General features: G+C 52.3%; 16 protein-coding genes (1 of these 16 running past the window's edge). 4 read left to right on the forward strand and 12 right to left on the reverse strand.

What is annotated here, in order from left to right:
* Positions 1–296: the 3' end of an LptF/LptG family permease gene (locus SH527x_RS02165; protein WP_437193015.1), read on the forward strand. Its footprint begins 841 nt before the window's first position; 296 of the gene's 1137 nt are visible here — the last part of the coding sequence; the start codon falls outside the window, past its left edge; it ends in the stop codon at positions 294–296.
* 324 nt (positions 297–620) lie between these two features.
* Positions 621–1580 carry a 4-hydroxy-3-methylbut-2-enyl diphosphate reductase gene (ispH, locus tag SH527x_RS02170; RefSeq protein ID WP_437193016.1) on the forward strand — a complete coding sequence of 320 codons (960 nt, stop codon included), beginning with the start codon at positions 621–623 and terminating at the stop codon, positions 1578–1580.
* Positions 1581–1679: 99 nt separating this feature from the next.
* Here the strand turns inward: ispH and SH527x_RS02175 are convergent, their stop codons facing one another.
* The 8 genes from SH527x_RS02175 to coaE form a co-directional block, all read right to left on the reverse strand.
* The gene (locus SH527x_RS02175; RefSeq protein ID WP_437193017.1) at positions 1680–3212 is read right to left on the reverse strand and encodes a porin; all 1533 of its coding nucleotides are present in this window, start codon (positions 3210–3212) and stop codon (positions 1680–1682) included.
* A gap of 438 nt (positions 3213–3650) precedes the next feature.
* Positions 3651–5009, reverse strand: a complete 1359-nt coding sequence (locus tag SH527x_RS02180) for a Gfo/Idh/MocA family protein (RefSeq protein ID WP_437193018.1) — start codon at positions 5007–5009, stop codon at positions 3651–3653.
* Positions 5010–5461: 452 nt separating this feature from the next.
* Positions 5462–6184, reverse strand: coding sequence for a PAQR family membrane homeostasis protein TrhA (gene trhA / locus SH527x_RS02185; protein WP_437193019.1), 723 nt, complete (start codon positions 6182–6184; stop codon positions 5462–5464).
* Positions 6185–6680: 496 nt separating this feature from the next.
* The gene (locus tag SH527x_RS02190; RefSeq protein WP_437193020.1) at positions 6681–7742 is read right to left on the reverse strand and encodes a peptidase M42; all 1062 of its coding nucleotides are present in this window, start codon (positions 7740–7742) and stop codon (positions 6681–6683) included.
* A gap of 197 nt (positions 7743–7939) precedes the next feature.
* Positions 7940–8533, reverse strand: coding sequence for an imidazoleglycerol-phosphate dehydratase HisB (gene hisB / locus SH527x_RS02195; protein WP_437194571.1), 594 nt, complete (start codon positions 8531–8533; stop codon positions 7940–7942).
* A gap of 153 nt (positions 8534–8686) precedes the next feature.
* The gene (gene hisC / locus SH527x_RS02200) at positions 8687–9775 is read right to left on the reverse strand and encodes a histidinol-phosphate transaminase (protein WP_437193021.1); all 1089 of its coding nucleotides are present in this window, start codon (positions 9773–9775) and stop codon (positions 8687–8689) included.
* Positions 9776–10119: 344 nt separating this feature from the next.
* The gene (rho, locus tag SH527x_RS02205) at positions 10120–11529 is read right to left on the reverse strand and encodes a transcription termination factor Rho (protein ID WP_437193022.1); all 1410 of its coding nucleotides are present in this window, start codon (positions 11527–11529) and stop codon (positions 10120–10122) included.
* Between the two features lie 110 nt (positions 11530–11639).
* Positions 11640–12290 carry a dephospho-CoA kinase gene (gene coaE / locus SH527x_RS02210; RefSeq protein WP_437193023.1) on the reverse strand — a complete coding sequence of 217 codons (651 nt, stop codon included), beginning with the start codon at positions 12288–12290 and terminating at the stop codon, positions 11640–11642.
* A gap of 744 nt (positions 12291–13034) precedes the next feature.
* On the opposite strand from coaE, the gene SH527x_RS02215 reads away from it, so the two are divergent.
* Positions 13035–19184 (forward strand): alpha-2-macroglobulin family protein, encoded by a 6150-nt coding sequence (locus tag SH527x_RS02215; RefSeq protein ID WP_437193024.1) that lies wholly within the window; start codon positions 13035–13037, stop codon positions 19182–19184.
* 156 nt (positions 19185–19340) lie between these two features.
* Here SH527x_RS02215 and epsC read toward each other — a convergent pair whose 3' ends face one another.
* Positions 19341–20279 carry a serine O-acetyltransferase EpsC gene (gene epsC / locus SH527x_RS02220; RefSeq protein WP_437193025.1) on the reverse strand — a complete coding sequence of 313 codons (939 nt, stop codon included), beginning with the start codon at positions 20277–20279 and terminating at the stop codon, positions 19341–19343.
* Positions 20280–20949: 670 nt separating this feature from the next.
* Between epsC and SH527x_RS02225 the strand changes: the two genes are divergently transcribed.
* Positions 20950–21282, forward strand: coding sequence for an FmdB family zinc ribbon protein (locus SH527x_RS02225; RefSeq protein ID WP_437193026.1), 333 nt, complete (start codon positions 20950–20952; stop codon positions 21280–21282).
* An 87-nt stretch (positions 21283–21369) separates the two neighbouring features.
* Here SH527x_RS02225 and ahr read toward each other — a convergent pair whose 3' ends face one another.
* The 3 genes from ahr to SH527x_RS02240 all read right to left on the reverse strand — a co-directional run bounded on the left by ahr (position 21370) and on the right by SH527x_RS02240 (position 24630).
* Positions 21370–22380, reverse strand: coding sequence for an NADPH-dependent aldehyde reductase Ahr (gene ahr / locus SH527x_RS02230; protein ID WP_437193027.1), 1011 nt, complete (start codon positions 22378–22380; stop codon positions 21370–21372).
* A 265-nt stretch (positions 22381–22645) separates the two neighbouring features.
* The gene (nadC, locus tag SH527x_RS02235) at positions 22646–23512 is read right to left on the reverse strand and encodes a carboxylating nicotinate-nucleotide diphosphorylase (RefSeq protein ID WP_437193028.1); all 867 of its coding nucleotides are present in this window, start codon (positions 23510–23512) and stop codon (positions 22646–22648) included.
* Positions 23513–23667: 155 nt separating this feature from the next.
* On the reverse strand, positions 23668–24630 hold the full coding sequence (locus SH527x_RS02240; RefSeq protein WP_437193029.1) for a helix-turn-helix domain-containing protein: 963 nt from the start codon (positions 24628–24630) through the stop codon (positions 23668–23670).
* Positions 24631–24835: the final 205 nt, after the last annotated feature.

The raw sequence follows: 24835 nt of genomic DNA on the forward strand, positions 1-24835 counted from the left end.
AGAGTCGCCGTCGGTTGGAAGTGACTCTTCATGAACGGATCACTCGCCCTATCGTTACGTTGATCGGCTTGTACACCGTGATTCCCCTGATCGTCCGGCGCGAGAAAATGAGCGTCATGCAGCAGGTGACGAATATCGCAACGTGTGTCGCCACGCTTGGTGTCGTGCACGGGTTGGCGATTGGAGCACAAATGTTAGGCGAATCCGGGATTCTTCAACCAGCTCAAGCTGTCTGGGGACCTGTGGTTGCGTCCGGGGGCCTTGCAGGTTGGTTGACTGGATCTGTGCGCACCTGACAGAGATCCCGTGTTTGGATGCTTCCGATTCTTGCTTGGATGAATCGTTTGAACAGGAATTCCTGGGGTATTGCTGTGTCTGCGGATTCGATGTTCGCGATCGTCTCCTGATTCAGGTAAATTGCAGGTGACCAGCTCAGTTGAGTCGATGAACAGGTTGCAATCGGTTTCACAGAGTGCTTTCTCCGGAGTCGCGCAGACCGTGACATCAGTCGAGAAAATACCCTAAAATGCAATCTTGCTGACTGTTCATCCCCTTGTGAATCTCAGCTTCGACGAGAGTCATTTTCGCCCCCGATGCGTTTCAATTGTGAAGAGGTTCGAATGAAAGTTCTGCTGGCCAACCCCCGAGGCTTTTGTGCTGGCGTGAACATGGCGATCGAGTGCCTGGAAGCCTGCATTCGTGAGTTTGGCAGCAACATCTATGTGTATCACGAGATTGTTCACAACCGGCACGTTGTCGATCGCTTTACAGCTGAAGGAGTGAAGTTCGTCGATCACCTGGAAGACGTCCCGGAAGGATCGATTCTGCTCTTCAGTGCACACGGTGTTTCGCCAGCGATTCGAGAAGTTGCACGGGCTCGAAATCTGCACGCGATTGATGCGACATGTCCATTGGTCACCAAGGTACATATCGAGGCGATTAAATACGCGAAAGAGGGGTATAACATCATTCTGATTGGTCATGAAGGCCATGACGAAGTGATCGGAACGATGGGCGAAGCTCCCGAAAGTATCACACTGGTGGAAACGGCGGAGGATGTCGAACAGCTGCCATTCGCAGCAGATGCCAAGCTGGCTTTTCTGACGCAGACTACGTTAAGTGTCGAAGAAGCCGGCGCTGTGATCTCACGACTGAAAGCTCGCTACCCAGGGATTCATTCGCCTCCCAAGGAAGACATTTGTTATGCGACAACGAATCGCCAGCACGTTGTGCACCAATTGATTGAACGCTCTGATCTTTTGCTGGTCCTCGGAAGTCAGAACAGTTCGAACAGCCGTCGACTGATGGAAATCGGAGTGAGTTGCGGTAAGCCTTCATTTCTCATTGATGGGGCGCACGAACTGCAATCAGACTGGTTTTCCGGTATTGAAACCGTGCTGGTCACTGCTGGCGCAAGTGCCCCGGAGATCGTTGTTCAAGGGTGTCTCAAGTACCTTGAAGACATATTCGGAGCGAGCGTCGAAGAAGTGACTACTCGGGAAGAACACGTCACGTTCCCGCTTCCCAAGGAACTCCGCCAGCTGATGAAAGCGTCAGGCGGATCGACATCTTCGAATTAGAGGAGATGTTGAAATGATGTCGCATTCCCAGTGACGCGGCATCATTTGGTTCGCCTGTCTGAAAAGCTGTTGTGCAGACACCCGACAAGCTGAAGCAGATTAATAATTGATCTGAAGCTGCAGTCGCAAAACGTTGCCTTCAAACTTCTCGTATTGCTGTCCCGTACTCTGTGAATCGATGTTGGTTCGATCTGCAAACAGATATGTAGCTGTCAGTTCTGCGGCTTTGTTGACTTGCCACTCGCAGCCAACTTCCCAGTCTCGGACGTCTGCGTAAGGGGCGTTGCGAAAGGCCTTGTAACCGCCCAGGTAATGCGAATAGCGGATAAATGGAAGATAGGTTCCATAGTTCTCTGTGTCATGCTTCGAGAACAGCATCACGTAGCCACCAGTGAGTGAGCGCACGACGACTTCTGTTTGAGCATCATTCAACGATGGACCACGTCCCACGTTCCATTCGGCCTGAAATCCGATTGGCTGAGGGTACATGATGAACGACGCGGCAATTCGCTGGTCGAGTAGGCCTTTTTCATCTCCGGCCTGTTCTGTTCCTGCCGGAATCATTGGTGGTCCAATTCCGAGTGGTTCAATTGGTGCACCAAGAACGACATAGCGTCCATTGTAGCCCTGAACACCGACCTCAAAGATCTGATCATTGGCGAGTTGGAACGGGTAAGTAAATCGAACGACCGAATGCAACCGTTCATTGCGATCGCGCAGTGATCCCCCCTGCCCGTTGTAGATCCCTGCTCCGAACATCCCGTAGTTCCCGGACCCTTTCAGGCCGTTTTCCTGGATGTAGTCGAACAGTTCCTGAACGGATTCCGGGGTGTAGTAGTAGATGAGCCCGATATCACGTTCGTTTCGCACCGCACTGTTGAGCCCGTCGCCTCGGTCGAGCGGAATTCGATTTGAACTCGATTGCAGGTTTTCCCACCCATAGGGGATTTTTGATTGCCCCACACGGACGCGATGGACTTTGTCTTCCGTCAAATAGAGGTCCGAGTACCAGTCACGAATCTGGAGGAAGTAATCCGAGTCGGTGCTGTTCGGAACGTTGCTTGCGAATTCCGGTTGCAGATAGACGTAGACTCTTTCGTGGACATCTCCACTGATCGCAATTCGGGCACGTCGAATAATGAAGTTACGTTCGTTGCTGATCGAGCCGTCCGACGGATAGTTGGGAGGCGCAGAACCCTCGTTGGTGTGAACGATCTCGTTGAAGCGGAACTGCGCATAGCCGCGAACATTCAGCTTCTCGTACCACTTCTTGGACTTTCCGGACGAAGAGTCATCAAACAACCCCATGATTCCTGATGGTTCGGAATCAGAGCTGCTTCCGGAACCGGAATCATCTTGCCGAAAGATCGTCGTGGGTTGGATCAACGGCGTTCCCGGTGGAGCTTCTTCCCCAAGAGCAAAGTCGACGCCTGACAGGTCTGGCTGAATTTGTGGCGTGGAACCTGACTCGCTGTTGTCTGCGATTGAATTCGCAAAATGGGCAGCTGGTAAAGGAAAGTCCGAATGCTGAGCGACCGCTTGATGAGAAAACGCAATCAGTAGGATCACGACCGAAGCTCGGGTGAGTGTCACTGTGATCCAGGATTGGTGTGGCGCAGGGGATGGAGACATCGGACTCTGTGTCGGGCCTGAGGCTGCCCCGAAAAATGCCGCGGTGGTTGGGGTCAAGCGTGTTTTCTGGGACGCTGTTTGCTTTTGAGAGATCTCTAAAGCCGCAAGCGATGCTTTTGTGTGGTTACCAACACAAGGTCGGCAATCTGTCAGAATGGGAGCTTTGAGGTGTTTGTTTCGAAAATTCCGATTCTGTGGATTACGTTGGTCTTATCGACCTTTACGTGAGGGGGAATTAACGAAAAGAAGCGGCGTCCAACACAATGTGTCAGACGCCGCTTCAAATGTGAAAATTGTGTTAAGAAATCGCTTCGACGCAGCTCGGCCAGGTCTTCGTAACCAAAATTTCAGGTCAGAGGGGCATCAACGACGAAAGTCGTATGTGCCCTAATTCTCTGTGAAAAGGCTCGAAAACCGCCCCGCAGGTCTCCTTATTTCTTACATCAGGTCTTTACCCCAATCGCCACGGTATGGCTTGTTGACGAGGTGTTGAACCTCTGGAGCGTTGACAGCCTTCATGGTCTTGGCGTCCCACTCAATCTTGCGTCCTTCACCGCTGGCGGCGTCGTAAACAGCAAGATTGCCAAGCAGGATAGTTTCGGTCAGAGGACCTGCATAGTCCATGAAGTTCGACATAGCAGCTGTGCGCTTGCCGAGGATTGCTTCATGAAACTCTGCGAAGTGACCTGGTGACTTCTCGTATTCGACTTCTGGCAGAGGAACTTCCTTGCCAGCTTTGTCGTAGAGCTTCACCTTCTCTGAATAGTCCCCGATCGCAAACATGGTCAGTTCTTCACCGACCAGGATTGAGCCGCGAACTTTTCCGCCTTGGCGCTCGATTTCGGTGCCGTTCAGGAGGCTCTCAGGTGGTTCTTTTCCACCGTCGTACCAGAACACTGGCAGGAGGTCGCCGCCTGATGGATTGGCGAACTCGAACTTGATGGTCGAAGCCTGTGGATAGCTGTCACGGTTGTGACCGGTTGTCCAGGCTTGAATGGTTTTTGGATTGGCGAGGTTCAACCCTGCGAATGGCATGTTGAATGTGTGGCATGCCATGTCACCGAGAGCGCCGGTTCCGAAGTCCCAGTATCCACGCCATGCGAATGGGTGATACCCTTCAGCGAATGGACGCTCTGGTGCTGGGCCGAGCCACAGATCCCAGTTCACCCATGGTGGGCAATCGGAAGGTTTTGGACGGTCGCCGCCTTGTGGCCACACCGGACGGTTGGTGGAAACGTGAACTTCTTTCAGTTTCCCCAGGATTCCGCTCTTGAGAAGTGCAGCAGCTTTGCGCAGTGCGTCAAACGAGGTTCCCTGATTTCCCATCTGAGTTGCAACGCCAGTTTCTTTGGCGATCTCGGTCAGACGGCGAGATTCCCAAACCGTATGTGTCAGTGGCTTCTGACAGTAAACGGCCTTCTTCATTTTCATCGCCAGAGCGGCGGCTGGAGCGTGAGTGTGGTCTGGAGTCGACACTGTGACAGCGTCGATCTTGTCACCCATCTTGTCGAGCATTTCGCGGAAGTCCGAGAACTTCGCCGCATTTTCGAAGCCGGCTTGAACCGCAGCTTTCGTCAGTGTGCGCTCGTCGGTATCACAGATCGCAGCGATTTCCCCGAAGGATGCAGCGTCGCTGGAGTCGCTTTTTCCTTTTCCGCCAACCCCGATACAGGCATAGCGAACTTTTCCGTTCGGTGACTTCTCTTCGGCTCGAGCCGTAGAGCCTCCCACCCAGAACGCTGTTCCGAGAGCAGCACCGGTGGCGATGAATTCTCGCCGGTTTGTATTTGGAAGCATCGATTCCTCTTTCTGGCTGATTACTCTGAAGTGATGCTGAAAAGCGACGCCATGAAAGGTCGTACGCGAATCATCAGCTTCAATTGATAGCATAATAGAAAGGCCATCAGACTTTCACGTCAGCTGGCCTCGAAAATTCGATTTAATCGGTTCATTTGTGTTTTCGACAAGACCAGAAAGGCTGGCTGAAAGCGAGTGTCGTATTCCGGCATGTTCTGATTGATCGAATCCCTTTACTGCATTTCAGGTAAGTGGTTACGGAAATCACTTGATGGTCTTTTTAGATGACTTCCTGGAAATCTGGACCGCCTCGTTTCGTCACGCGAACTCTCGCTGCCAACTCTATTGTCAGTTACCTGCAATACGGGATCAGATTTCAGGAGTGTGATTGTTGATGCGTCGTGTGTGGGGGATTAGACCGGAACGATCACAGGGAGCCCCCGGAACTGATCTCAGGGGAGGAGCGATGTGATGGCCAGATAGTGAGCAATGCTTGCTCCGATCACCGAGAGGTGCCAGGTCGCATGGAAATACCTCACGTATTTGTCGTACCAGAGGAAAAGTGTTCCCACGGTGTAGAGCATTCCCCCGACAACGATCCAGGCGACGGTTTCTGGTGAAGCGGATTGAATGATGGTCGGCAGGCTGATTACCGGAAGCCAGCCCATCAGGATGTACAGCTTTTGAGCGGATGCGGAGAGGAAACCCCAATGGAAGACCAGCCAGGCTCCGACCAAGGCAATGACCCACATGGCAATCGTCAGTAGCGGCCAGAGTCCGTCTCGAAGATAGGTCGCAGCAAATGGGGTGTAAGATCCGCTGATCAGCAGGAAGATGCATGCCTGATCCAGTGTGCGGAAATATCGTCGTATGCTGGGATCGTGAAATGCGTGTGAGAGTGTTGAAGCCAGGTAGAGTCCGACAAGTGTGATGCTGTAAACGACGCAGGCAATTGCCATCCAAAGATCTGCGTGTTGGGCAACTTTGAAAATCAGGACCGCGGCCCCAACAAGGCTCAGCAGGAACCCTACTCCGTGCGTGAGAAAATTGGCGAACTCGTCGACCGGTCGGATGTCCCCAGACCGGAACGGTGTCTCTGGCAACGATGTATTGCCGGTCGCTGACTTAGGGACAGCGATGAAAGTGTCCTGGGCTTTTTGTGTTTCTGTTTGCATGGGTGAGACTTCCTTCTCTCAAACGACCAGCGTCGTATCCATACTCACATTGTTGCAATTCGTGCGTCTGAAGAAATTCAAATTCGCGAACGACAACTGATTTGGGGGCAATTTGAAGTCCGTGGAATGTTTAGAATTTGAAGGCGATCGAAAGTGATTGGCTTCATTGATCGGAGAAGTGGAGTTCGTACACGGCGGGAGATATGTTTGGCGAGGAATTATCTTGTTTTATGAGAGCATGTTGCGACGAGTCGATCCGCATTTGGAAATGTGGATCTCCAAATTTGTGACTTCGCGCAGTCTTCATGCATCTCTGCAATTACTAACCATCGGAAATCGCGTGCGATAATTTTGACTATTCGCCGGAAAAGTCGTGGAATTTGTAAGAACCACGAGGGAAATCTGGGGTGTGAGCGAAACCCAAGCGGTTTGATTCCGTCGGCAGCTTCGAGTTATCCATCGAAGCGAATCGGGAGCCGGTGAATCATTTCGGGAGTTAAGACGTGTAGTGGTGAAGCAATTTGATCGCGGCTTCGACCGACACAAGCGATGCTGTTTCCAGTGTTGTGTGGTAGTCGGTCGTCGGGATCTGCAGTGTTGTTCCGCTGATCGCTCCGCCGGTTGCGGCAATGATTCGCCCCAATTCCGTGCGACCTAAAGAGAGTGGCTTCGGGCGGTCGAAATTCTGGCTCTCGACGTAAGCATCTTTGTGGATGTACGAAATCTCCAAACGCTTGCAGAACTCTTCCAGTTCAACAGTAATGCCGGGAGCGAACGACGCGCTGGCATCTTTGCGACGCAAAACAACCTGTTGGGCAGTCGCTGCTTCGCGAGTCGGAAACGGACTGGTATCGAGGACAAGCAGGCGGTCCGTTCGTAGACGCTGGCGTTGAAACCAGGCGAGTGTGTGCCGCCAGCTGCGTCCTGCTTCTTCTTGCGCCGTGAAGAGCGCAGTTCCCTGAAATCCACAACGAAACAGGTAAACCAAAATGGCAACTGAGAGAACGTTATCCAGCTGAGCGGAGATGAAACCGTCGCTGACCTTCAGTCGATCAAGAAACGCAATCGGCGTTCCCGGCTGAAGGTAATCAAGGCCGTCAAGTTCGAAGATCAGGTTCTTGCGTTCCGGGCAAATGTAAGACCGGACAATTGAAGCCTGCCCCAGATAGGTGCCGGTATATGGTGTGTGAGCCTGAACTCGTTGGCCGGCGAATCGCCCCTGTATCGAATCCATCATCTGTTCAGAAACAGAGTCGCCTGTCAGTTCCCCACGGTTTCCCGCGATAAAAGCAGCGTACTGAAACTCGTTTGGGCCAGTGCATTGCAACCCGTGACGATCGATATGCGCTGAGAGAATCAGGTCGGTCGGCGAGTTTCCTTGAGCAACGAGAACGCCCTGAAAATAGGTGACGTTCGCACCGACTTCTTCGAGTTCACGGCGCAGTGCGCGAAAGAACGAGTCCTCAGATCCGACAACACTTGGTTCTCTGACGAGATGCCGCAGGATTTCAAGAAATCCTTCCAGATTTGGAGTCGTATCTGCTGGTTCCATGCCCATGCTACTGGCAACTTCAGAATGGTTTTGAACTGAGTTGCGGCTGACTTTCTGGAAAAATATGCGCCTGTTGCGTCTGAGCGGCTTCTGATCAGGTGATGCCTAAGCGGCATCGTTGACTATTGGAAGGTTGCTGCTGTGTGATGAGTCATTGAACGGGGGAGCTCAAATGCGACTCTCCCGTTCTGATTTCCATTCCGTTACAGCACGCCCTTTGAGGATGGAACGCCGGTTTGTCGCGGGTCGACGACGATCGCCTGACGCAATGCTCGTGCTGTTGCTTTGAAGATTGCTTCAGAAATGTGGTGACTGTTGTGGCCGTGGTGCTGAACGACGTGCAAATTCATGAGTGCATTCGCAGCAACGGCCTGCCAGAAGACTTCGACCAGTTGGGTGTCGAAGTCGCCAATTTTTTCGGTCGGGAATTTGAAGTTGTCGACGAACCAGTATCGACCGCTCAAATCGAGTGCAGATGTGACCAAGGTGTCTTCCATCGGCAAGGTCATTGACCCATAGCGGACGATTCCTGCCTTGTCGCCAATTGCCTGACGAATTGCCTGTCCCAGACAGATGCCTGTATCTTCAACCGTGTGGTGGAAGTCGACGTCGATATCCCCGTCTGCAAGGATTTTCAGATCGAACAGTCCATGCTTGGCAAACAACGTCAGCATGTGATTGAAGAAGCCGACGCCAGTTTGAATGTCGGCCTGCCCTGTTCCGTCCAGATTGATTTCAAGTGAAATCTTGGTTTCGCCGGTGGTGCGATCGATTCTGGCTGTACGTGGTGCAGGCATGGCAAGATTGACTTTGCTGGAACGGTTTTGGCGGTTTGAAGTTGTCCAGTTCGAAAGCGACTTCGACCTGGACACGATCTGGTGAATTGCAACTTCGACGATGCTGATTGTGAGTGGATTGAGGGAGTCCATCACAATGCAACGCAGCCGAGTTTATACAATTTCCTTCAACGCTGTGAGAAGTGTTTCAATCTGTGGGTCGGTTCCAACGGTGATTCTCAATCCCGTCAGGAGTCCGTCAGGGTGGCGTTCATCGGGAACGACCGCATTCGGGAATTTCATAAACCGAACGAGAATCTTTCTGGCTTTCAATTCCTGATAGATTTCTTCGTGACTGCGAGTCGGGTGTGTGCTCCAGACGAAGTTGGCCTGACTTGGAACAATGTCGAATCCCAACTCGACAAGGCTTTTCTCAAGTCGAGTGCGGGTGGCAATGATCTTGGTGCGGTTCTCAAGCATCCAGGCTTGATCGCGGATTGAGGCTTCCGCTGCGGCCAGGGACAACGCATCGCAGTTGTAGCTGTCTTTGACTTTTCGCATCTCGCGGATGAGGTCGGGATGGGCAACAGCAAATCCGAATCGCAGTCCGGCAAGACTGTATGACTTGCTGAACGTGCGGGTCACAATGATCTGCTTCCCCAACTCGCTTTTCAGCAGTTCGCACTTGTGTGGAATATCGGCGAAGTCACCATATGCTTCGTCGAGAACCAGGACCCCATTTGGAGGGACGATCGAGGCGATGACGTCGTTGTCCCATCGATTTCCGGACGGTGAGTTCGGGTTGGGGACGAACAGCAACTTCGCCTGATCAATCAGGACCTTGTTGAGTTTCCGGTCCCAGCTCCAGTCTGCATTCAAACGCAGGCGTGCGTGTCTGGTTCCCTGAATATCCGCCAGCGTTTCATAGAGAATGTAGCTCGGGTATGGATACGCGATCAGGTCGTTTCCGTCGGTGAATGTCCGAACCAGAATCGTCAGGTTTTCGTCGCTTCCATTCGCTGGAATAATCCAGTCTGGATCGACTCCCAGCACTTCTGCGGCCGCTTTACAGAATGATCGCCCCAGCGGATCGGGATAAACCTGCAAGCGCTCGCGAGCAACCTTCTCGATGGCCTCGATGACCTTCGGGGAAGGAGGGTACGGGTTCTCGTTGGTGTTCAACTTGACCCAGCCAGACTCCTGTGGCTGTTCACCTGGGGCATACCCGTGAAGCTTTTCGATGTTGGGGCGAATCAGTGACATGTTGCTGGTTACGATTTTGTTGTGTCTGCCAGGATGCTGCAAATCAGCTGCGGGCACTGTCCGGAAACCTGAGGTGATCTTTCACTCAGCAGTGAAAAGCCGCAGTGTAGAGCATCTGGCAATGGATTGAATATGTAAATCGAGTCTCAACCTGAGGACGGGAGTTGTCCGAATCGTCCTGTCGGCTGAACTCGGATGTGGCAGGTCTGATGGCTGGCGATGAACTACTGGCTCAGGAAGCGGAATGCAGGCTTTTTAGTGGCCTGCCCCGCTTTTGAACCGAGATGAATCGCATCGTGTCGAGTGGACGTGCACGCTGCAACAGAAGACGAGACAGATCCCGATTAGTTCAGGTTCATCGACTGCAGGAATTCGTCGTTTGTTTTCGAACGACGCATTCGATTCGTCAACAGGTCCATCGCTTCGACAGGATTCATGTCGTTGAGAACCCGACGAAGAATCCAGACGCGACGAAGTTCTTCTTCGCCCATCAGCAGTTCTTCGCGGCGTGTCCCGGATTTGTTGACGTCGATCGCTGGCCAGATGCGTTTCTCAACCATGCGGCGATCGAGATGAAGTTCCGTGTTACCGGTCCCTTTGAATTCTTCGAAGATCACTTCGTCCATTTTGGAACCGGTGTCGACGAGAGCCGTCGCGATGATCGTCAGGCTGCCCCCTTCTTCGACCGCACGAGCGGAACCGAAGAAGCGTTTTGGGTGCTGAAGTGCGTTCGCATCGACCCCCCCTGTCAGGATCTTGCCTGAATTCGGGCACTCGGTGTTGTAAGCACGAGCAAGCCGTGTGATCGAATCGAGGAAGATCACAACGTGATGCCCGTATTCGACCATCCGTTTGGCCTTCTCGATGACCATTTCCGACACTTGGATATGTCGACTTGGTGGTTCGTCGAAGGTACTGGAAATCACTTCGCAGTGATCCCCTTTCACTTGACGTTCCATCTCGGTCACTTCTTCTGGACGCTCATCAATCAGAAGCATGATGACGTAGGCTTCTGGATGATTTTCCAAAACAGCCTTTGCCAGTTTCTGCAGAAGAACTGTTTTCCCAGCTCGTGGTGGAGAGACAATCAATCCACGCTGACCGAACCCAATTGGTGCGACAATGTCGACGATTCGGGTGCTGAGTTCTGCGGGATCAGTTGCCAGAACCAATCGGTCCTGGGGGTGCAGCGGGGTCAGATCATCAAACGGCACTTTGATCGGAACAAGGTTCGGATCTGCTCCGTTGATTGCTTCAACTCGCAGCAGTGCGAAGTAACGTTCGTTCTCTTTTGGCGGACGGATCTGACCTGCAACTGTCGCCCCGGTTCGTAATCCGAAACGGCGAATTTGGCTCGGCGAAACGTAAATGTCGTCCGGGCATGGCAGGTAGTGGTAATCTGGACTTCGGAGAAACCCGAACCCGTCCGGGAGGATTTCCAAAGTCCCTTCCCCAAACATCAGGCCATTCATTTTTGTCCGCTCTTTGAGGATGCGGAAAATGAGGTCCTGCTTTTTGAGGCCGGTGTATTCGCTGATGTTTTCATTACGAGCGAGTTCGATGAGTTCCTTCATCGTCATTCGCTGTAACGCTGCGATGTGAATATCGCTGTGCTTGGCGTCTTCGTAGCGTGAATCCGCCGGATCGTAGATGGCTTCGGTGTCCTCTGCAGGGACAGCAGGTGTAGCAGAGGTTTGAGCGCCGGAGTCTGTTTGTCGCGTACGTGATGACGCGGAAGGCGAGGTTCTAGGCATGTTTGTCCTCGAATTCGCAATCGTTCAGGAGAGAGGAATTGATCTGCTTTGCATTCCCAGAGAGGGACGGCAACGGGATCAGGAAATGGAATTGGCAGTCTGAGATTGGGTCAGGCTGGTTGTGGTTGATTTACGTTGAGTTCAGGGAATCGCGAACGAATCCACTTGGCAAGTTGCTTCACGGACTCTTCAACTGATACCGATTGATCAATTGTGACGTGACTTCGTTGTCGCTTCTCTTCCAGGCTGAATTGACTCTGTTCACGGCGTTCGAGTTCTGCGGCGTCCCAACCTCGTTTTTGTACTCGAGCGAGACGTTCCGCCTGAGGAACATCAAGGAACACAATTGCATCGCAGTGTTCGCTCCAGCCGGATTCCAGTAATAATGCGGCATCAAGGATAATCAGGTCGCAGTCTCGATCGACCTGATGGCATCGAATCTGATCGTGAAGTTCCTTCCGAATCACCGGGTGAACTGTCTGCTCCAAAAACGCGCGCGATGCCTGTTTGTCTTCTGATTCTCCAAACACCAGCCGCGCCAGAGAAGGACGAGAAATCTCCCCATCCTGTCCCAGAATTTCCCTGCCAAACTGTTTTACTAAGGTTGCCCGAACTTCTGGTTGGCGAAGAACCTGATGTCCCACGGCGTCTGCATCAAGCCGGCAGGTCCGAAATTCACTTTGTAAGGCGGTGGCCAAGGTGGACTTACCTGAACCAATTCCCCCCACGATTCCGATCATCGGAATTCTCGCGGCGGACATAAAAATGGCCTCACAGCTGAGATATTAAAACTGAAACTGGGATGAATGCGTTCAGAACGTTTGATTGTGAAACGATTGAAATCGGGATGTGGATCAACGGGAGATTGGAATTATCGAGGGACCTTGGAAAAAGCCGCTGGTTCCAGAGACAGACATTGCTTAGACGTGCATTGCTGGTCTTTGAACCCGTTCGATCCTTCGCATCGCGATACCGCAACATCATGTTTTGGCGAGAGACAGGCTATCTGTTGTGCTTTGTTTATGGTTGCCGACGATCACCCCAAAGTCAATCATCACTGAAGAAAAATAAATCTCGATATGAAGTCTTTTTTACCGGGAAATCGGGACTTTTATGCGAACATTCTGGAACTTTTGATCAGCGAATCGTATCAAAGAGGGAGATTCCCCGATGCGTTTAGCGGTTTGTTCTGCTTTTGCAGGTGCCAGTGCAGTCGGGGCTTGGAGGCTTTGTGTTCAGGATGAACGTGTACGAATTGTAAGTCCGCTTGAGTGGGAGGCCTGTCCCCATGGCCGTGTCTTCCCTGAGGCTGTCTGGTCGATTCCAGAAATGACAAGCGGTTCCCTTCTCCGGTTCGCTGATTGAATTTTGTCACTGACGGCGTTTGTGTCGACCTTTCTTCTCATCATGGATTCAAGTTTAAAAGGAATCCTATGTTTCGCCTCGCGACTTTGTCTGCGTGTCTGCTGACCGTGTCGATGTCACTGGTTGGAGTCTTGATTGTCATGGCAGCTGAACCCCAACCGCCGCAAACTGATGCCAGAAAAGCTCGGCAGAACTTCGATGACGGGAACTTTCGAGACGCCTACCAGACTTACCGGCATCTCTCGTTGACACCAGGATCGGCAGGAGCTGAGTCAGGTGAGCATCTGAGCATGGCGGTGTCATGCCTTCAGCAACTCCAACGACTTGGTGAAATCGACAAGCTGCTGCAGGAGTTTGTCGCCATTGATAACACCGACTGGCGGCGCTTGTGGAAAGCAGCAACAGTGCTGGATTCCGTTCCACATTTTGGTGTCATTGTCGCTGGCGAGTTCGTTCGCGGGAACGCACGTGGCGGCGGAAGCTATGTTGAGGTCGAAGCACGTGATCGGGTTCAGTCATTGATGTGGATGAATGCTGCTCGGCAGAAGATTCCCGGCGATGCTGATGGAAAGATCAAGGCTGACTTCTTTCACGAATTCGCAGCTCAGTTGCTTGACCAGTCTGAAGGGGCCTGGAAGCTTCAGGTCCTCACCGATCTGGAAACGTTGCCGGATTATCCAGAAGGAACCGGGCGACGTTTCGGGCGATTTGGTGGATATCGCTCACAGAACAAGACACCTGTCGATGCTGACGGGAATCCCATCTTCTATGCGATTCCTGAATCTTTTGAAGCAGCAAAGAGTGACGGCGAACGCTGGCGCTGGTGCCTGAATCAGGTTGTTGCTGCAGATGCGACTCGTCAGGATGCTGTGAAACTGGAATACGCCAACTTCCTGCTGAGCCAATTCGGAGTCGGCACTCTTCGAGATGCAGGCATTTTTCTTCCTGAGGCCAAAGACTCGCTGACTAAAGAAGAAGGAATCTGGTCTCTGACTGGATTGAGTGATGATGAAACCATTGCTCAACTCGCCACGGGCCCAAAACGATTCAAGTTGCCTGCGGACGCCAACTTTATCAAGTTGTTCCGCGAAGTCGCTGATGGGAAATCAGAAGGCACGGCCGGGGCTGCATTGAATTCGCTCGTTCAGATCTATCTGAATCGTCAGCAGTACCCTAAGGCTACAGGTGTGTTGAAGGAAAGTCTGAAGCGATTCCCTAAAGATGCTGACGGTCGTGCTGCTCAGTTGAAACAGATCGAAGGCAACTGGGGAGACTTCGAACCACGCCAGAATGTGGCAGCAGGAAAACCTGCTCAGGTGGATTATCGCTTTCGCAATGGAACCTCTGTTGAGTTCACCGCGTTTCGTCTGAAAGTGCCTGAGCTAATCGCAGACATTCAGGCTTATCTGGAATCCCGACCTGCTCAGGTGGAATGGGAACGAATTCAAATCGAACAGATTGGCATGCAGATCGTCAATGAAGGGAAATCGAAGTACCTGGGCGAGAAGGTTGCCAGCTGGTCATTAAAACTTGAGCCGCGCGAAAAGCATTTCGATAAGCGAATTACGGTGACGACTCCCCTGCAGAAAGCGGGAGCTTATCTTGTTTCAGCAAAGATGGCGGACGGTAACATCAGTCGCATTGTGATGTGGGTCGAAGATACAGCAATCGTGAAAAAGCGAGTTGCAAGTGGATCGCTTTATTACGTTGCGGATGCTGTCACTGGGGAACCTGTTGCCGATGCTCAGATTGACTTCTTCGGTTGGAAGCAGCAACGCGAGATGGGGCGAGGTCGAGGCGAATTTCAGGTCGTCACGTCGAAGTTTGCCAAGAAAACAAATGCAAGTGGTTTGGCGACAGTTGACCCTGCTCTGATGCTTCCTGAGTACCAATGGATTGCAGTCGCTCGATCTGCTGCCGGACGTTATGCGTATCTGGGATTCAGTCACGTCTGGTTCAATTCATTCAGGGATATTCGCGACGTCTCTTCTAGTGCCTACATCATTACGGACCGCCCTGTTTATCGCCCTGAGCAGAAGGTCCAGTACAAGGTTTGGGTGCGTCGGGCAGATTATGGGAAAGACAATCGTGGCTTGTACGCTGACAAGCCATTCACCGTGAAGTTGATTGATCCTCAGGGCAATGAGGTGTTCAAGAAAAATCTGACCACTGACGAGTTCGGAGCGATACAGGCAGAGCATCTTCTTCCTAAGAATGCGAAGCTGGGGCAGTATCAGATTGAAGTTTCCAATGGAAAGGACATCTCCCAGTTTCTGGGGTTCCGAGTTGAAGAGTACAAGAAGCCAGAATTTGAAGTCACGATCGAATCACCTGACACTCCTGTTCAGTTAGGAGAGAAGGTCTCGGCCAAGGTTCAGGCGAAGTACTATTACGGGGCACCTGTTACTCAGGGGACAGTGAAGGTCAAAGTTGAGCGTTCTGCCAAAGTTTCCAAATGGTTCCCGCTCGATCCATGGGACTGGCTGTACGGCAACGGCTATTGGTGGTTCGCTCCGAATGCAACATGGCATCCTGGCTTCCATCGCTGGGGCTGTATCATCCCGCCAATTGGTTTCAATGTTGATCCTCCGGAACTGGTGATTGATCAGGAAGTCCAGATTGGCCCTGATGGGACTGCGACGATTGAAATCGATACGTCACTGGCAAAAGAACTGCACGGTGATGAAGACCATGAATACACGATCACCGCGGAGGTGACCGATGCGTCACGCCGAACCATTGTCGGGTCCGGAAAAGTTCTTGTCTCTCGCGAACCGTACAAGGTCACTGTCTGGACAAACCGCGGTTATTACAACGTGGGGGACTCAATTCAGGCGGATCTCAAAGCGAGATCGCTCGATGGGAAAGGAATCAAAGGTTTCGGGAAGCTGGAACTTTTGAAACTGAGTTACCCTGAAGGAAAACTGGTCGAGACTTCTGTTCAAGTCTGGGATCTGGAAACCGATGCCGAGGGATCTGCAACGCAGACGATCAAGGCAAGTGAGGCTGGGCAGTATCGGCTCTCTTACAAGATGCAAACTGCTGCGGATGCCCCAGTGATTGAAGGGGGGCACCTGTTTGTGATTCGTGGCGAAGGGTTTGATGGTTCTCAGTTCCGGTTTGGGGATCTGGAATTAGTCGCCGAAAAGAAAACATACGCTCCTGGAGAAACAGTCCGGTTGATGCTGAACACCAATCGGACAGGAGCGACAGTGCTTCTCTTTGTCCGTTCGGTAAATGGGGTGGCTGCAAAAGAACCGCAGATTTTGAAGCTGAGCGGGAAAAGCGAGATTGTCGAGATTCCTGTCGAAGCCAAGGACATGCCGAACTTCTATGTTGAGGCACTGACGATTTCACACGGAGAGATTTTCAATCTTTCCAGAGAGTTAATGGTGCCACCTGAGAAGCGAGTTCTGAACGTCGAAGTTCTTCCTTCAAACGAGAAGTATCTGCCGGGACAAGAGGCGGAAATTCAACTGAAGGTGACAGACGCTCAGGGGAATCCGTTTGCAGGAAGTCTTGTCGTCAGCGTTTATGATCGCGCTGTTGAGTACATCTCTGGTGGTTCAAACATTGAGGAAATCAAGTCATTCTTCTGGGGGTGGAAGCGACTTCACCATATCAATAAAGAAGACAACCTGACTCATTGGTCAACTCTCCTGCGGAAAACAGGGGAAGTGATCATGGAAAATCTGGGGGTCTTCGGTGATCAGGTCGCAGACATGGGCGAAATCGCTGTGATGGATGCGGCTCCCTCAGTGGGCGGCGGAATGGGCGGCGGAATGGGAGGTGGGGGATTTGGGCGTCATATGCGAGGTGCTCCGCAAATGATGGAGAAATCCTTGAACTATGCCGCGCCTGGGGCGCCGATGCCTACCGCTGCTCCAATGGCTGCTGCTGATGCTGCTGGTGGAGACGCTCCGGTCCAGCCAATGATTCGGTCTGAGTTTGCTGATACGGCATTCTGGAAGGCGGATCTCACTTCGGACAGCAATGGTCTCGCGAAGGTCACATTCAAAATGCCAGAGAATCTTTCAAGCTGGAAGATTCGGACCTGGGGCATGGGCGCGGATACTGTTGTCGGGGAAGGAACCGCAGATGTTGTCACCGCGAAGAACATCATCGTTCGCCTTCAGGCTCCACGATTCTTTGTTGAACGTGACGAAGTGGTTTTGTCTGCGGTCGTTCACAACTATCTGGCAACAGAGAAAGAGGTCACTGTTCAGCTTGATCTGGAAGGGGAAACTCTGTCTTTAATCACAGATGCGTCAGCGTTAACTGGCAATAAGGAGCCAAGTGTTCGAGTGACAGTCCCTGCCGGTGGAGAAACCAGAGTCGATTGGACTGTGAAAGCGACTCAGGCCGGGATCGCGACCGTCACAATGAAGGCGTTGACCAATGAAGAGTCAGACGCGATGCAGATGAAGTTCCCAGTGAAGGTTCACGGAATTTCCAAGACAGAGTCCTTCGCTGGCGTCATTCGACCTGACCAGAACTCAGGTAAGGTTGAGTTCGCGGTTCCTTCTGAACGAATTGCGGAACAGACTCGACTTGAAGTTCGGTATTCCCCAACGGTCGCCGGAGCCATGGTCGATGCCCTGCCTTATCTGGTCGATTACCCTTATGGGTGTACCGAGCAGACGTTGAATCGCTTTGTCCCGACAGTCATTACTCATCATCTGTTGAAGACGATGGGCGTGAACCTGAAAGAGATTCAGGAGAAGCGAACGAATCTCAATGCTCAGCAGTTGGGTGATGCGGCTGAACGGGCGAAGCAATGGAAGCGCTTTGATCGCAATCCTGTCTTTGATGATGCCGAAGTTCAATTGATGGTAGAGACCGGAATTCGAGATCTGGCTTCCATGCAGAATAGTGATGGCGGTTGGGGCTGGTTCTCTGGATACAAGGAGCGTTCCTGGCCACACACGACAGCTGTGATCGTTCATGGATTCCAGCAGGCAGCGAAGAGCGACGTTGCGATTCCTCAAGACGTGCTGAGCAAAGGCGTCCAGTGGCTCGCTCGGGCACAGGAAGCGGAAGTGGCGTTACTGCAGGAAGGTGAACGCCATGCCAAAGATCCAAAGCGAACTGGGAAGTACCGCTCTCAGGCTTCAGATATTGACGCCCTGGTCTTCCAGGTTCTGGTGGAATCAGGCGTCAAGAATGAAGAAATGCAGCGGTTCCTGTATCGAGATCGCGTCAAGCTGTCGCTGTACTCTCAAGCACTGATCGGGTTGGCATTCCACGAGCTCGGAGCGTTTGAGCAACGGGATATGGTGATTCGCAATATCGATCAGTTCGTGAAAATCGACGAAGAGAATCAGACCGCGTTCATCGATCTGCCAAATAATAATGACTGGTGGTTCTGGTACGGCAGCCGAACAGAATCGAACGCGTTCTATCTCAAACTACTGACCAAGGTTAATGCGAAGTCGACCAAGGCCTCTCAGCTCGCAAAGTACCTGATCAACAATCGACGGAACGGGACGTACTGGAACAACACCAGAGACACAGCGTACGCAATCGAGGCTCTGGCCGAGTTCGCAATTGCCTCTGGAGAGTCTCGTCCTCACTTTGCAGTGGAAGTCTGGCTTGATGGTGAATTGAAGAAGTCCGTGAAGATTACTCCGAACGATTTGTTCACGTTCGACAATGCATTTGTGGTCGAAGGAGAAGCACTCGCAGCTGGCAAACATACATTGGAACTCAAGCGAAAACCGCTGAGCGAAGAGAAATCCGCAGTGGGTCCACTGTATTACAACGCCTACCTGACGAACTTTACTAAGGAAGACAACATCACCGCGACAGGGCTCGAAATTCGAGTCGGGCGAAAGTTCTTCAAACTGGTCGAAGACAAGTCGGCGACCTCGACTGTCGCAGGATCACGTGGTCAGGCGATTGATCAGAAGGTGAAGAAGTACACCCGACACGAACTGGCTCGACTTGAAGATGTGGTCAGTGGCGATCTTGTGGAAATCGAACTCGAAATCGATTCCAAGAACGACTACGAGTACGTCATTTTTGAAGATGCCAAGGCTGCCGGTTGCGAACCGGTTGATCTGCAGAGCGGCTACACCGAGGGAGGACTAGGAGCCTATGTCGAATTCCGGGATGACCGCGTGGTGTTCTTCCTCCGCGAACTGAAGCGAGGAAAGCATTCCGTGAAGTATCGGGTTCGTGCAGAGATTCCTGGCAAGTTCAGTGCACTGCCGACCATCGCCGAAGGAATGTACGCTCCTGAATTGAAGGCGAACTCAGACGAGTTCAAACTGAAGATTCAGGACAAGTAAACCTGCACTGTTCGCGTGCTTTCCTGATTGAAGCTCAGAATGCAAGACGCCGGACCAGCAATAGAACTGCTGGCCCGGCGTTGTTGTTTTGCATTCTGTGTTTCGTCTAATCCAACTCGACAGAATCAACCGAGTGATCAGTCAGGCGAGATCGATCTATGACGCTTCGCGGAGGCGCAGTGATGGTGTTTCGATTGTGACCATCGTGTTTGGTGGAACACTCTTCGTCAGCCAGACGTTCGCGCCGACGACGGAACTTTCACCAACAATGGTTGCGCCCCCGAGGATTGTGGCATTCGCGTAAACAACGACACGATCCTGAATCGTCGGGTGTCGTTTGTTGCCACGAACCAGGTTCCCATCTCCATCTTTGGCGAAGCTTAATGCGCCCAGAGTGACTCCCTGATAGACCTTCACTCCCGTGCCAATTTCGCACGTTTCTCCAATCACGACGCCTGTTCCGTGATCGATGAAGAAGGATGGTCCAATCGATGCGCCCGGGTGAATATCAATTCCGGTCAAGCTGTGAGAGTGCTCGGCCATCATTCGTGGGATCAGCGGGACTTTCTGGCGATACAGTTGATGCGCGATGCGGTGAACGGTGACAGCGGCCAGACCGGGGTAGCAGAAGACAATTTCGTCGAGTCCACTTGCGGCTGGATCTCCGTCGTATGCAGCCTGAACATCGGTTGCGAGTGTGCGGCGCATTTCCGGAAGCGACTCAAGAAAGCGAATCGCTTCGTGTTGCCCACGGCTTTCAAAATCGATCAGACGTCGTTCATCGCACGAGTGAGGGCCATTTTTCTGGTCGTAATCGTATCGCAGTGCACGGCTGATTTGTTGAGTCAGTTTATCGTGAAGACCATCGATCAGGTCACCGACATAGTAAGTGACGTTGCCGAGATGAAGATTCTGGCGACGGTGATATCCCGGGAACAGAATTTCCTTCAGGTCGTTGATGATCTCAATGACAGCCGACGTACTTGGCAATGGACAGTGCTGGAGATGGTTGATTGAACCGATTTCCAGATAGCTGTCGACGATACGGTCGGTGAGTGCAGACAACTGCTCTTTCAAGCGAAAATCAGTAGCCATGGACGGAATCCGAACTTGATTCGTAAAAGAAATCAACGCCCGATGATCTAGGTCGGGAAAACGGAATGTATACGAAGCGTGCCTTCATATGACCGGCCTCACGCCGGTCAGAAACAGTTCTCGTTTTGCATCAACCGCCACACTGCTGGAGCTTCTCTTTCGACTTGATCAGGAAAAACAGGACTTACGAATTCGAAGCAGACTCCTCCCGGACGACTGGCCTGCGAGTGAGATGGCCGCCCTGCCTGCTTTCTTTGCCCAATTCCTTGTTTCGTTAAATCGACGAAACCAGATGATCGCCTGAAGCGAATTTGACGGTTGCTTTCGTCCGATTCAACGAAAAAACCGCGATATCATCTCAGGTTTATCTGATCGGTACAGTTTACCATCCCGATTCCCGGTTGTCTTCTCTCTGTTTGTCGTCTGAGTTCAGCAGAGATCGGGGAGAACAGGAGAGGTTGGGGTTTTTAGAAGCAGAGACCTTTGCAATTCAGAGTCAATTTCTAAAATTACAAGTTGTGGTTTCTGGAGCGCTTTGCTTCAACCTGTGTCAGTGCAGCAGCGGAATTTCATCTGAGAAGAGCGGGCCTCCGCGTCGGCGAAGCTCATAAAGTCATTTCCGTTCCTGTAAACAGGCTGGTTTGTAAGAATTTGCGAAACGATCGATCCGATGCCAACTTACATCTACGAGATTGTTCATGATGACGGCTCATCAGGAGCGACTTTTGAGCATATTCAATCCATTTCTTCGCCGCCGCTGACGCATCATCCAGAAACCGGCGAGCCTGTCCGCCGGATCATTCAGCCTCCATTCATTGGCGGTTCATGGTCCGAATCGGCGATGAGCAAAAGTGTCTCCGATGACAAGAAACTCGATCGACTCGGGTTCACAAAGTATGTGAAGTCCGGGGACGGAATCTATGAAAAACGGGCAGGCAAAGGCCCTGACATCATTTCCCGAGATGCTCCCCTCGCCGGAGACAGCCTCAGCCACCTTGATTAGACCGATCGCGGTCGATCATTCGGGAACGAAACAGCCTTTTTCCTGTCAGGGAAAAAGGCTGTGTGCAGACCAGATTGATCGGCTCGATCAGAAGTCGGCGTCGAGGACGATTCGATAGCGGGCATGGCCTGATTCGAGCCGTTCAAATGCTTCGTTGATTCGGCTCATCGGGAAGTGTTCGGTTTGCGGGGTGATGTTGTGCCGTGCCGCGAATTCGAGCATTTGCGCCATATCCACTGGTGAGCCTGTTGGGGAGCCTGAAATGCTTCGCTGCCCCATGATCAGTGACATGGCGGAAAATGGGATCGGTTCGAGGACTGCCCCCACGATGTGCAATCGCCCGTTCGGGCTCAGAAGATTGATGACTGACTCCCAGTTGAGTGGGACGTTGACTGTCACAATCAACAGATCCAGCGTGCCAGCCAGCTTGCTCATCTCAATGGCATCTCGGCTGGAGCAGACATGATGGGCGCCGAAATTTCGAGCTTCCTCAAACTTGCTTTCGCTGGATGTGAAGGCGGTCACTTCGCAGCCGTAAGCGGATGCAAATTTCACTGCCATGTGCCCCAGCCCGCCGATACCAATGATGCCGACGCGAGAGGTCGGCTTGGCATGCATGGCCAGCGGATTGAAGACGGTGATTCCCCCGCAGAGTAGCGGTCCGGCTTCAACAAAATTGAGCTTTTCAGGGATCGGGATCGCCCAGGCCCAGTGCGAACGGACACGGTTGGCGAATCCACCGGTGTGGCCAATGATTGTCGCCTGTGACTCTCCGCACAAATGCTGAGAACCTGACAGGCATGACCGGCAATGCATGCAGCTTCCGGAAGTCCAACCGATGCCGACGCGCTGTCCAACTTGAAGTCCCTTGGCTGATTGCCCGACGGCAACGACACGACCAATGACTTCGTGCCCAAGAACTGCGGGATAGACGGAGTTGCCCCAGTCATTGTTCAGTACGGAGATGTCAGAGTGGCATAGACCGCAATGCTCGACCTGAACTTCGACCTCGTCCTGCCCGAGGGGGCCAACTTCAATCTGATGGCGTTGGAATTCCTGCTTAGCTGCCGTTGCGGTCCATGTGTCGAAAACTGCCATCGATTGAGACTCCTGGAGGAAGTTCAGTGGCGATGCGGACCAGAATTCGTCATCGCCCGCCAGTGAACTGTTGAATGCTTTGCGTACGCAGGGATTCAAGCTTCACTGTATTGCGATTCGTTGCGGTCTTCCAATATTTCGAATGAGAAATCGAAACTTTTTGTGCGACTCGAATTACTCCGATGTCCCGTTGGCCAGACGATAGGTTCTTATGCATTCAATCGAGATTCGCTGCGCGCTCCAAAGGCTTCTCCTGATCTCGGAATTACTTCCAGTCGAACCCGATGTCGAGAGCCGGAGCGGAGTGGGTCAGAGCACCGACACTGATTCGATCAACGCCGGTGGCCGCAATTCCGCTGACGGTCGAGAGATTAACACCGCCTGAAGCTTCCAGCAGAACTCCTGGAGCCAGACTGTTACGCAGTTCCACTGCCGATTTCAGTTCTGCAAGTGACATATTGTCCAGCAGAACCATGTCTGGTCGCTCTGGCAGGATTTGTTGCAACTGGCCCAATGTATCGACTTCAAATTGCACCAGCATCCCGGTAGGGGCGTTCTGTCGCAGATGTTTGACTGCTGCGGCCAGCGTGCGTTGTGGATCGCTGAGCCAATCGGCGAGATGGTTGTCCTTCACCAGAATTGCGTCGTAGAGCCCGATCCGATGGTTCGTTCCCCCTCCACATTTTACGGCGTATTTTTGCAGCGAACGAAGTCCCGGCAGCGTCTTTCGAGTATCAAGAATTCTGGCAGGGTGGGAGCCAACCGCATCCACATAGAGCTTTGTGTGTGAAGCGATTCCGGAGAGAAATGTCAGGAAGTTGAGAACAGTCCGCTCGGCCGTCAGCAGTGCCTGAACCGGGCCGTGGATTTCTGCAATGAGTGATTGAGGTTCAAGGGCCGCTCCGTCGGAAAGTTGCACAGTGCAATCAACTGGAGTTCCCAATTCTTCAAAAACGATCGGGATAATACTCGCCCCGCAGAGAACGCCGGGCTTTCTGGAAACGATCTGAACAGTGCCGCGATCGGTTGCCGGAATAAGGAGTGTTGTTGTGAAATCGACGCTGCCTGCAAGATCCTCTTTTAACGCAGTCCGAACGAGTTGGCGGGCGTCGTCCAATTCATGTGGCTGCATCACAGAGTTACTTTCAGATGAAAATCGAGTGGAATTGGATTAAGGAGGATCGGAACTTAAGTGAGAACAGCAGTCTTCTAAGCAGAAATTTTCCAAGGCAATCGCTTGCAGTGTGACCGGTTCAATCGCCCCGGCTTTTGAACGGTCACTCAGAGTTATTCAGCAGGATGTGTCACTGTAGAGTCTGCGGCAATTGTCTCCGACACAACGTCTGACTCTTCATTCTCTGGATGGTCCAGAATCGGGGCCATCTGCGGAGGCACGAGAGTCTTGGCGTAGGTTTCCAATTGTCGAAACGTTTCGCAGCGAGTCCCGAACTGGCGATTCACCATAAGATTCGCTGTGATTGCTTTCCCTCCGACCACGAGAGAGACATCGTTTGTCTCAGCAAGCTTTGCCAACAGATCAAACTCAGTCAGAAACGTATCTTGATCGCGAATCGCCGAAACATTGAGCCAGACAAGCTTAGGCCGCATATCACACACGGCTTGTCGGAGTGACAGAAAAGGAAGCATGGCCCCTAATGAGCATGCCCGCCACCCGTTCTCGCGAAGGACCATTTCGATCATTGATGAGGCGAGCGTATACGGATCGCCCTCCAGAGATCCTCCAACTGCGATCGGTGCTGTAGGCAGAAGTTCTGGCATTGCGCGACGAACTTCATGCAGAACGCGATGGCAGATTTCACACGCGCGACGTTCCTGATAGACGGTGATCTCGTGAGGGCCTGGCCGGGAGGCAATGCTTTCAAAGATCGGCGAGAACACGTCATCGCAGATCGTGCTCATCGGGATGCCAGCCAGATACAAGTTCAGCACAACTTCGGTGCAGACTTGTTCATCTCCCTGCTCCAATGCAATCGCGAGCCTTTCCCGTTCTCCATGCAGTTTGCGTTCTTGCCCGCCAGTTGTACTTGGTGGGAGCCCCAGAAGTTCCGGGTGAAGAAGCCGATAACCGGAGTTGCGAAGAAAAGTCAGTACGCCGTTGATCGGGAGGCGACGGTGTCCCCCTGCAGTGCGGACGGTTGGGATTAAACCTTGGTCGCACCACCGCTTGAGCGATGATTCGCTCATGTCAATTGCCTGAGCAACCTGACGTGGGGTGAGAAGATCTTTCACGGATGTGAACTCAAAAAATGCGATTGATTCAACTGTGTACTAAGCGAATGCACTGCGTTCTCAACGACGGAAAACGCGATGATTTTCCCTTATTCTAGTCCAATCAAAGCAGAGGCCAACCTTCGTCCGCAATTTTGCGCACAAAGTTCGCATTCAATTGGGAAACTCACGGAAAACCGACAGCACAGGATTTGGCAAAGCACGT

The organism is Planctomicrobium limosum, assembly GCF_051465645.1.
GTDB lineage: Bacteria > Planctomycetota > Planctomycetia > Planctomycetales > Planctomycetaceae > Planctomicrobium.

Excerpts from the sequence above, each read along its gene's own strand:
- hisC (WP_437193021.1), bottom strand. The coding sequence starts at position 9,775 with ATGTCACTGATTCGCCCCAACATCGAAAAGCTTCACGGGTATGCCCCA.
- coaE (WP_437193023.1), bottom strand. The coding sequence starts at position 12,290 with ATGTCCGCCGCGAGAATTCCGATGATCGGAATCGTGGGGGGAATTGGT.
- ahr (WP_437193027.1), bottom strand. The coding sequence starts at position 22,380 with ATGGCAGTTTTCGACACATGGACCGCAACGGCAGCTAAGCAGGAATTC.
- SH527x_RS02215 (WP_437193024.1), top strand. The coding sequence starts at position 13,035 with ATGGCAGCTGAACCCCAACCGCCGCAAACTGATGCCAGAAAAGCTCGG.
- SH527x_RS02175 (WP_437193017.1), bottom strand. The coding sequence starts at position 3,212 with ATGTCTCCATCCCCTGCGCCACACCAATCCTGGATCACAGTGACACTC.
- ispH (WP_437193016.1), top strand. The coding sequence starts at position 621 with ATGAAAGTTCTGCTGGCCAACCCCCGAGGCTTTTGTGCTGGCGTGAAC.
- nadC (WP_437193028.1), bottom strand. The coding sequence starts at position 23,512 with ATGCAGCCACATGAATTGGACGACGCCCGCCAACTCGTTCGGACTGCG.
- SH527x_RS02180 (WP_437193018.1), bottom strand. The coding sequence starts at position 5,009 with ATGCTTCCAAATACAAACCGGCGAGAATTCATCGCCACCGGTGCTGCT.
- SH527x_RS02225 (WP_437193026.1), top strand. The coding sequence starts at position 20,950 with ATGCCAACTTACATCTACGAGATTGTTCATGATGACGGCTCATCAGGA.
- epsC (WP_437193025.1), bottom strand. The coding sequence starts at position 20,279 with ATGGCTACTGATTTTCGCTTGAAAGAGCAGTTGTCTGCACTCACCGAC.
- trhA (WP_437193019.1), bottom strand. The coding sequence starts at position 6,184 with ATGCAAACAGAAACACAAAAAGCCCAGGACACTTTCATCGCTGTCCCT.
- SH527x_RS02190 (WP_437193020.1), bottom strand. The coding sequence starts at position 7,742 with ATGGGCATGGAACCAGCAGATACGACTCCAAATCTGGAAGGATTTCTT.
- hisB (WP_437194571.1), bottom strand. The coding sequence starts at position 8,533 with ATGCCTGCACCACGTACAGCCAGAATCGATCGCACCACCGGCGAAACC.
- rho (WP_437193022.1), bottom strand. The coding sequence starts at position 11,529 with ATGCCTAGAACCTCGCCTTCCGCGTCATCACGTACGCGACAAACAGAC.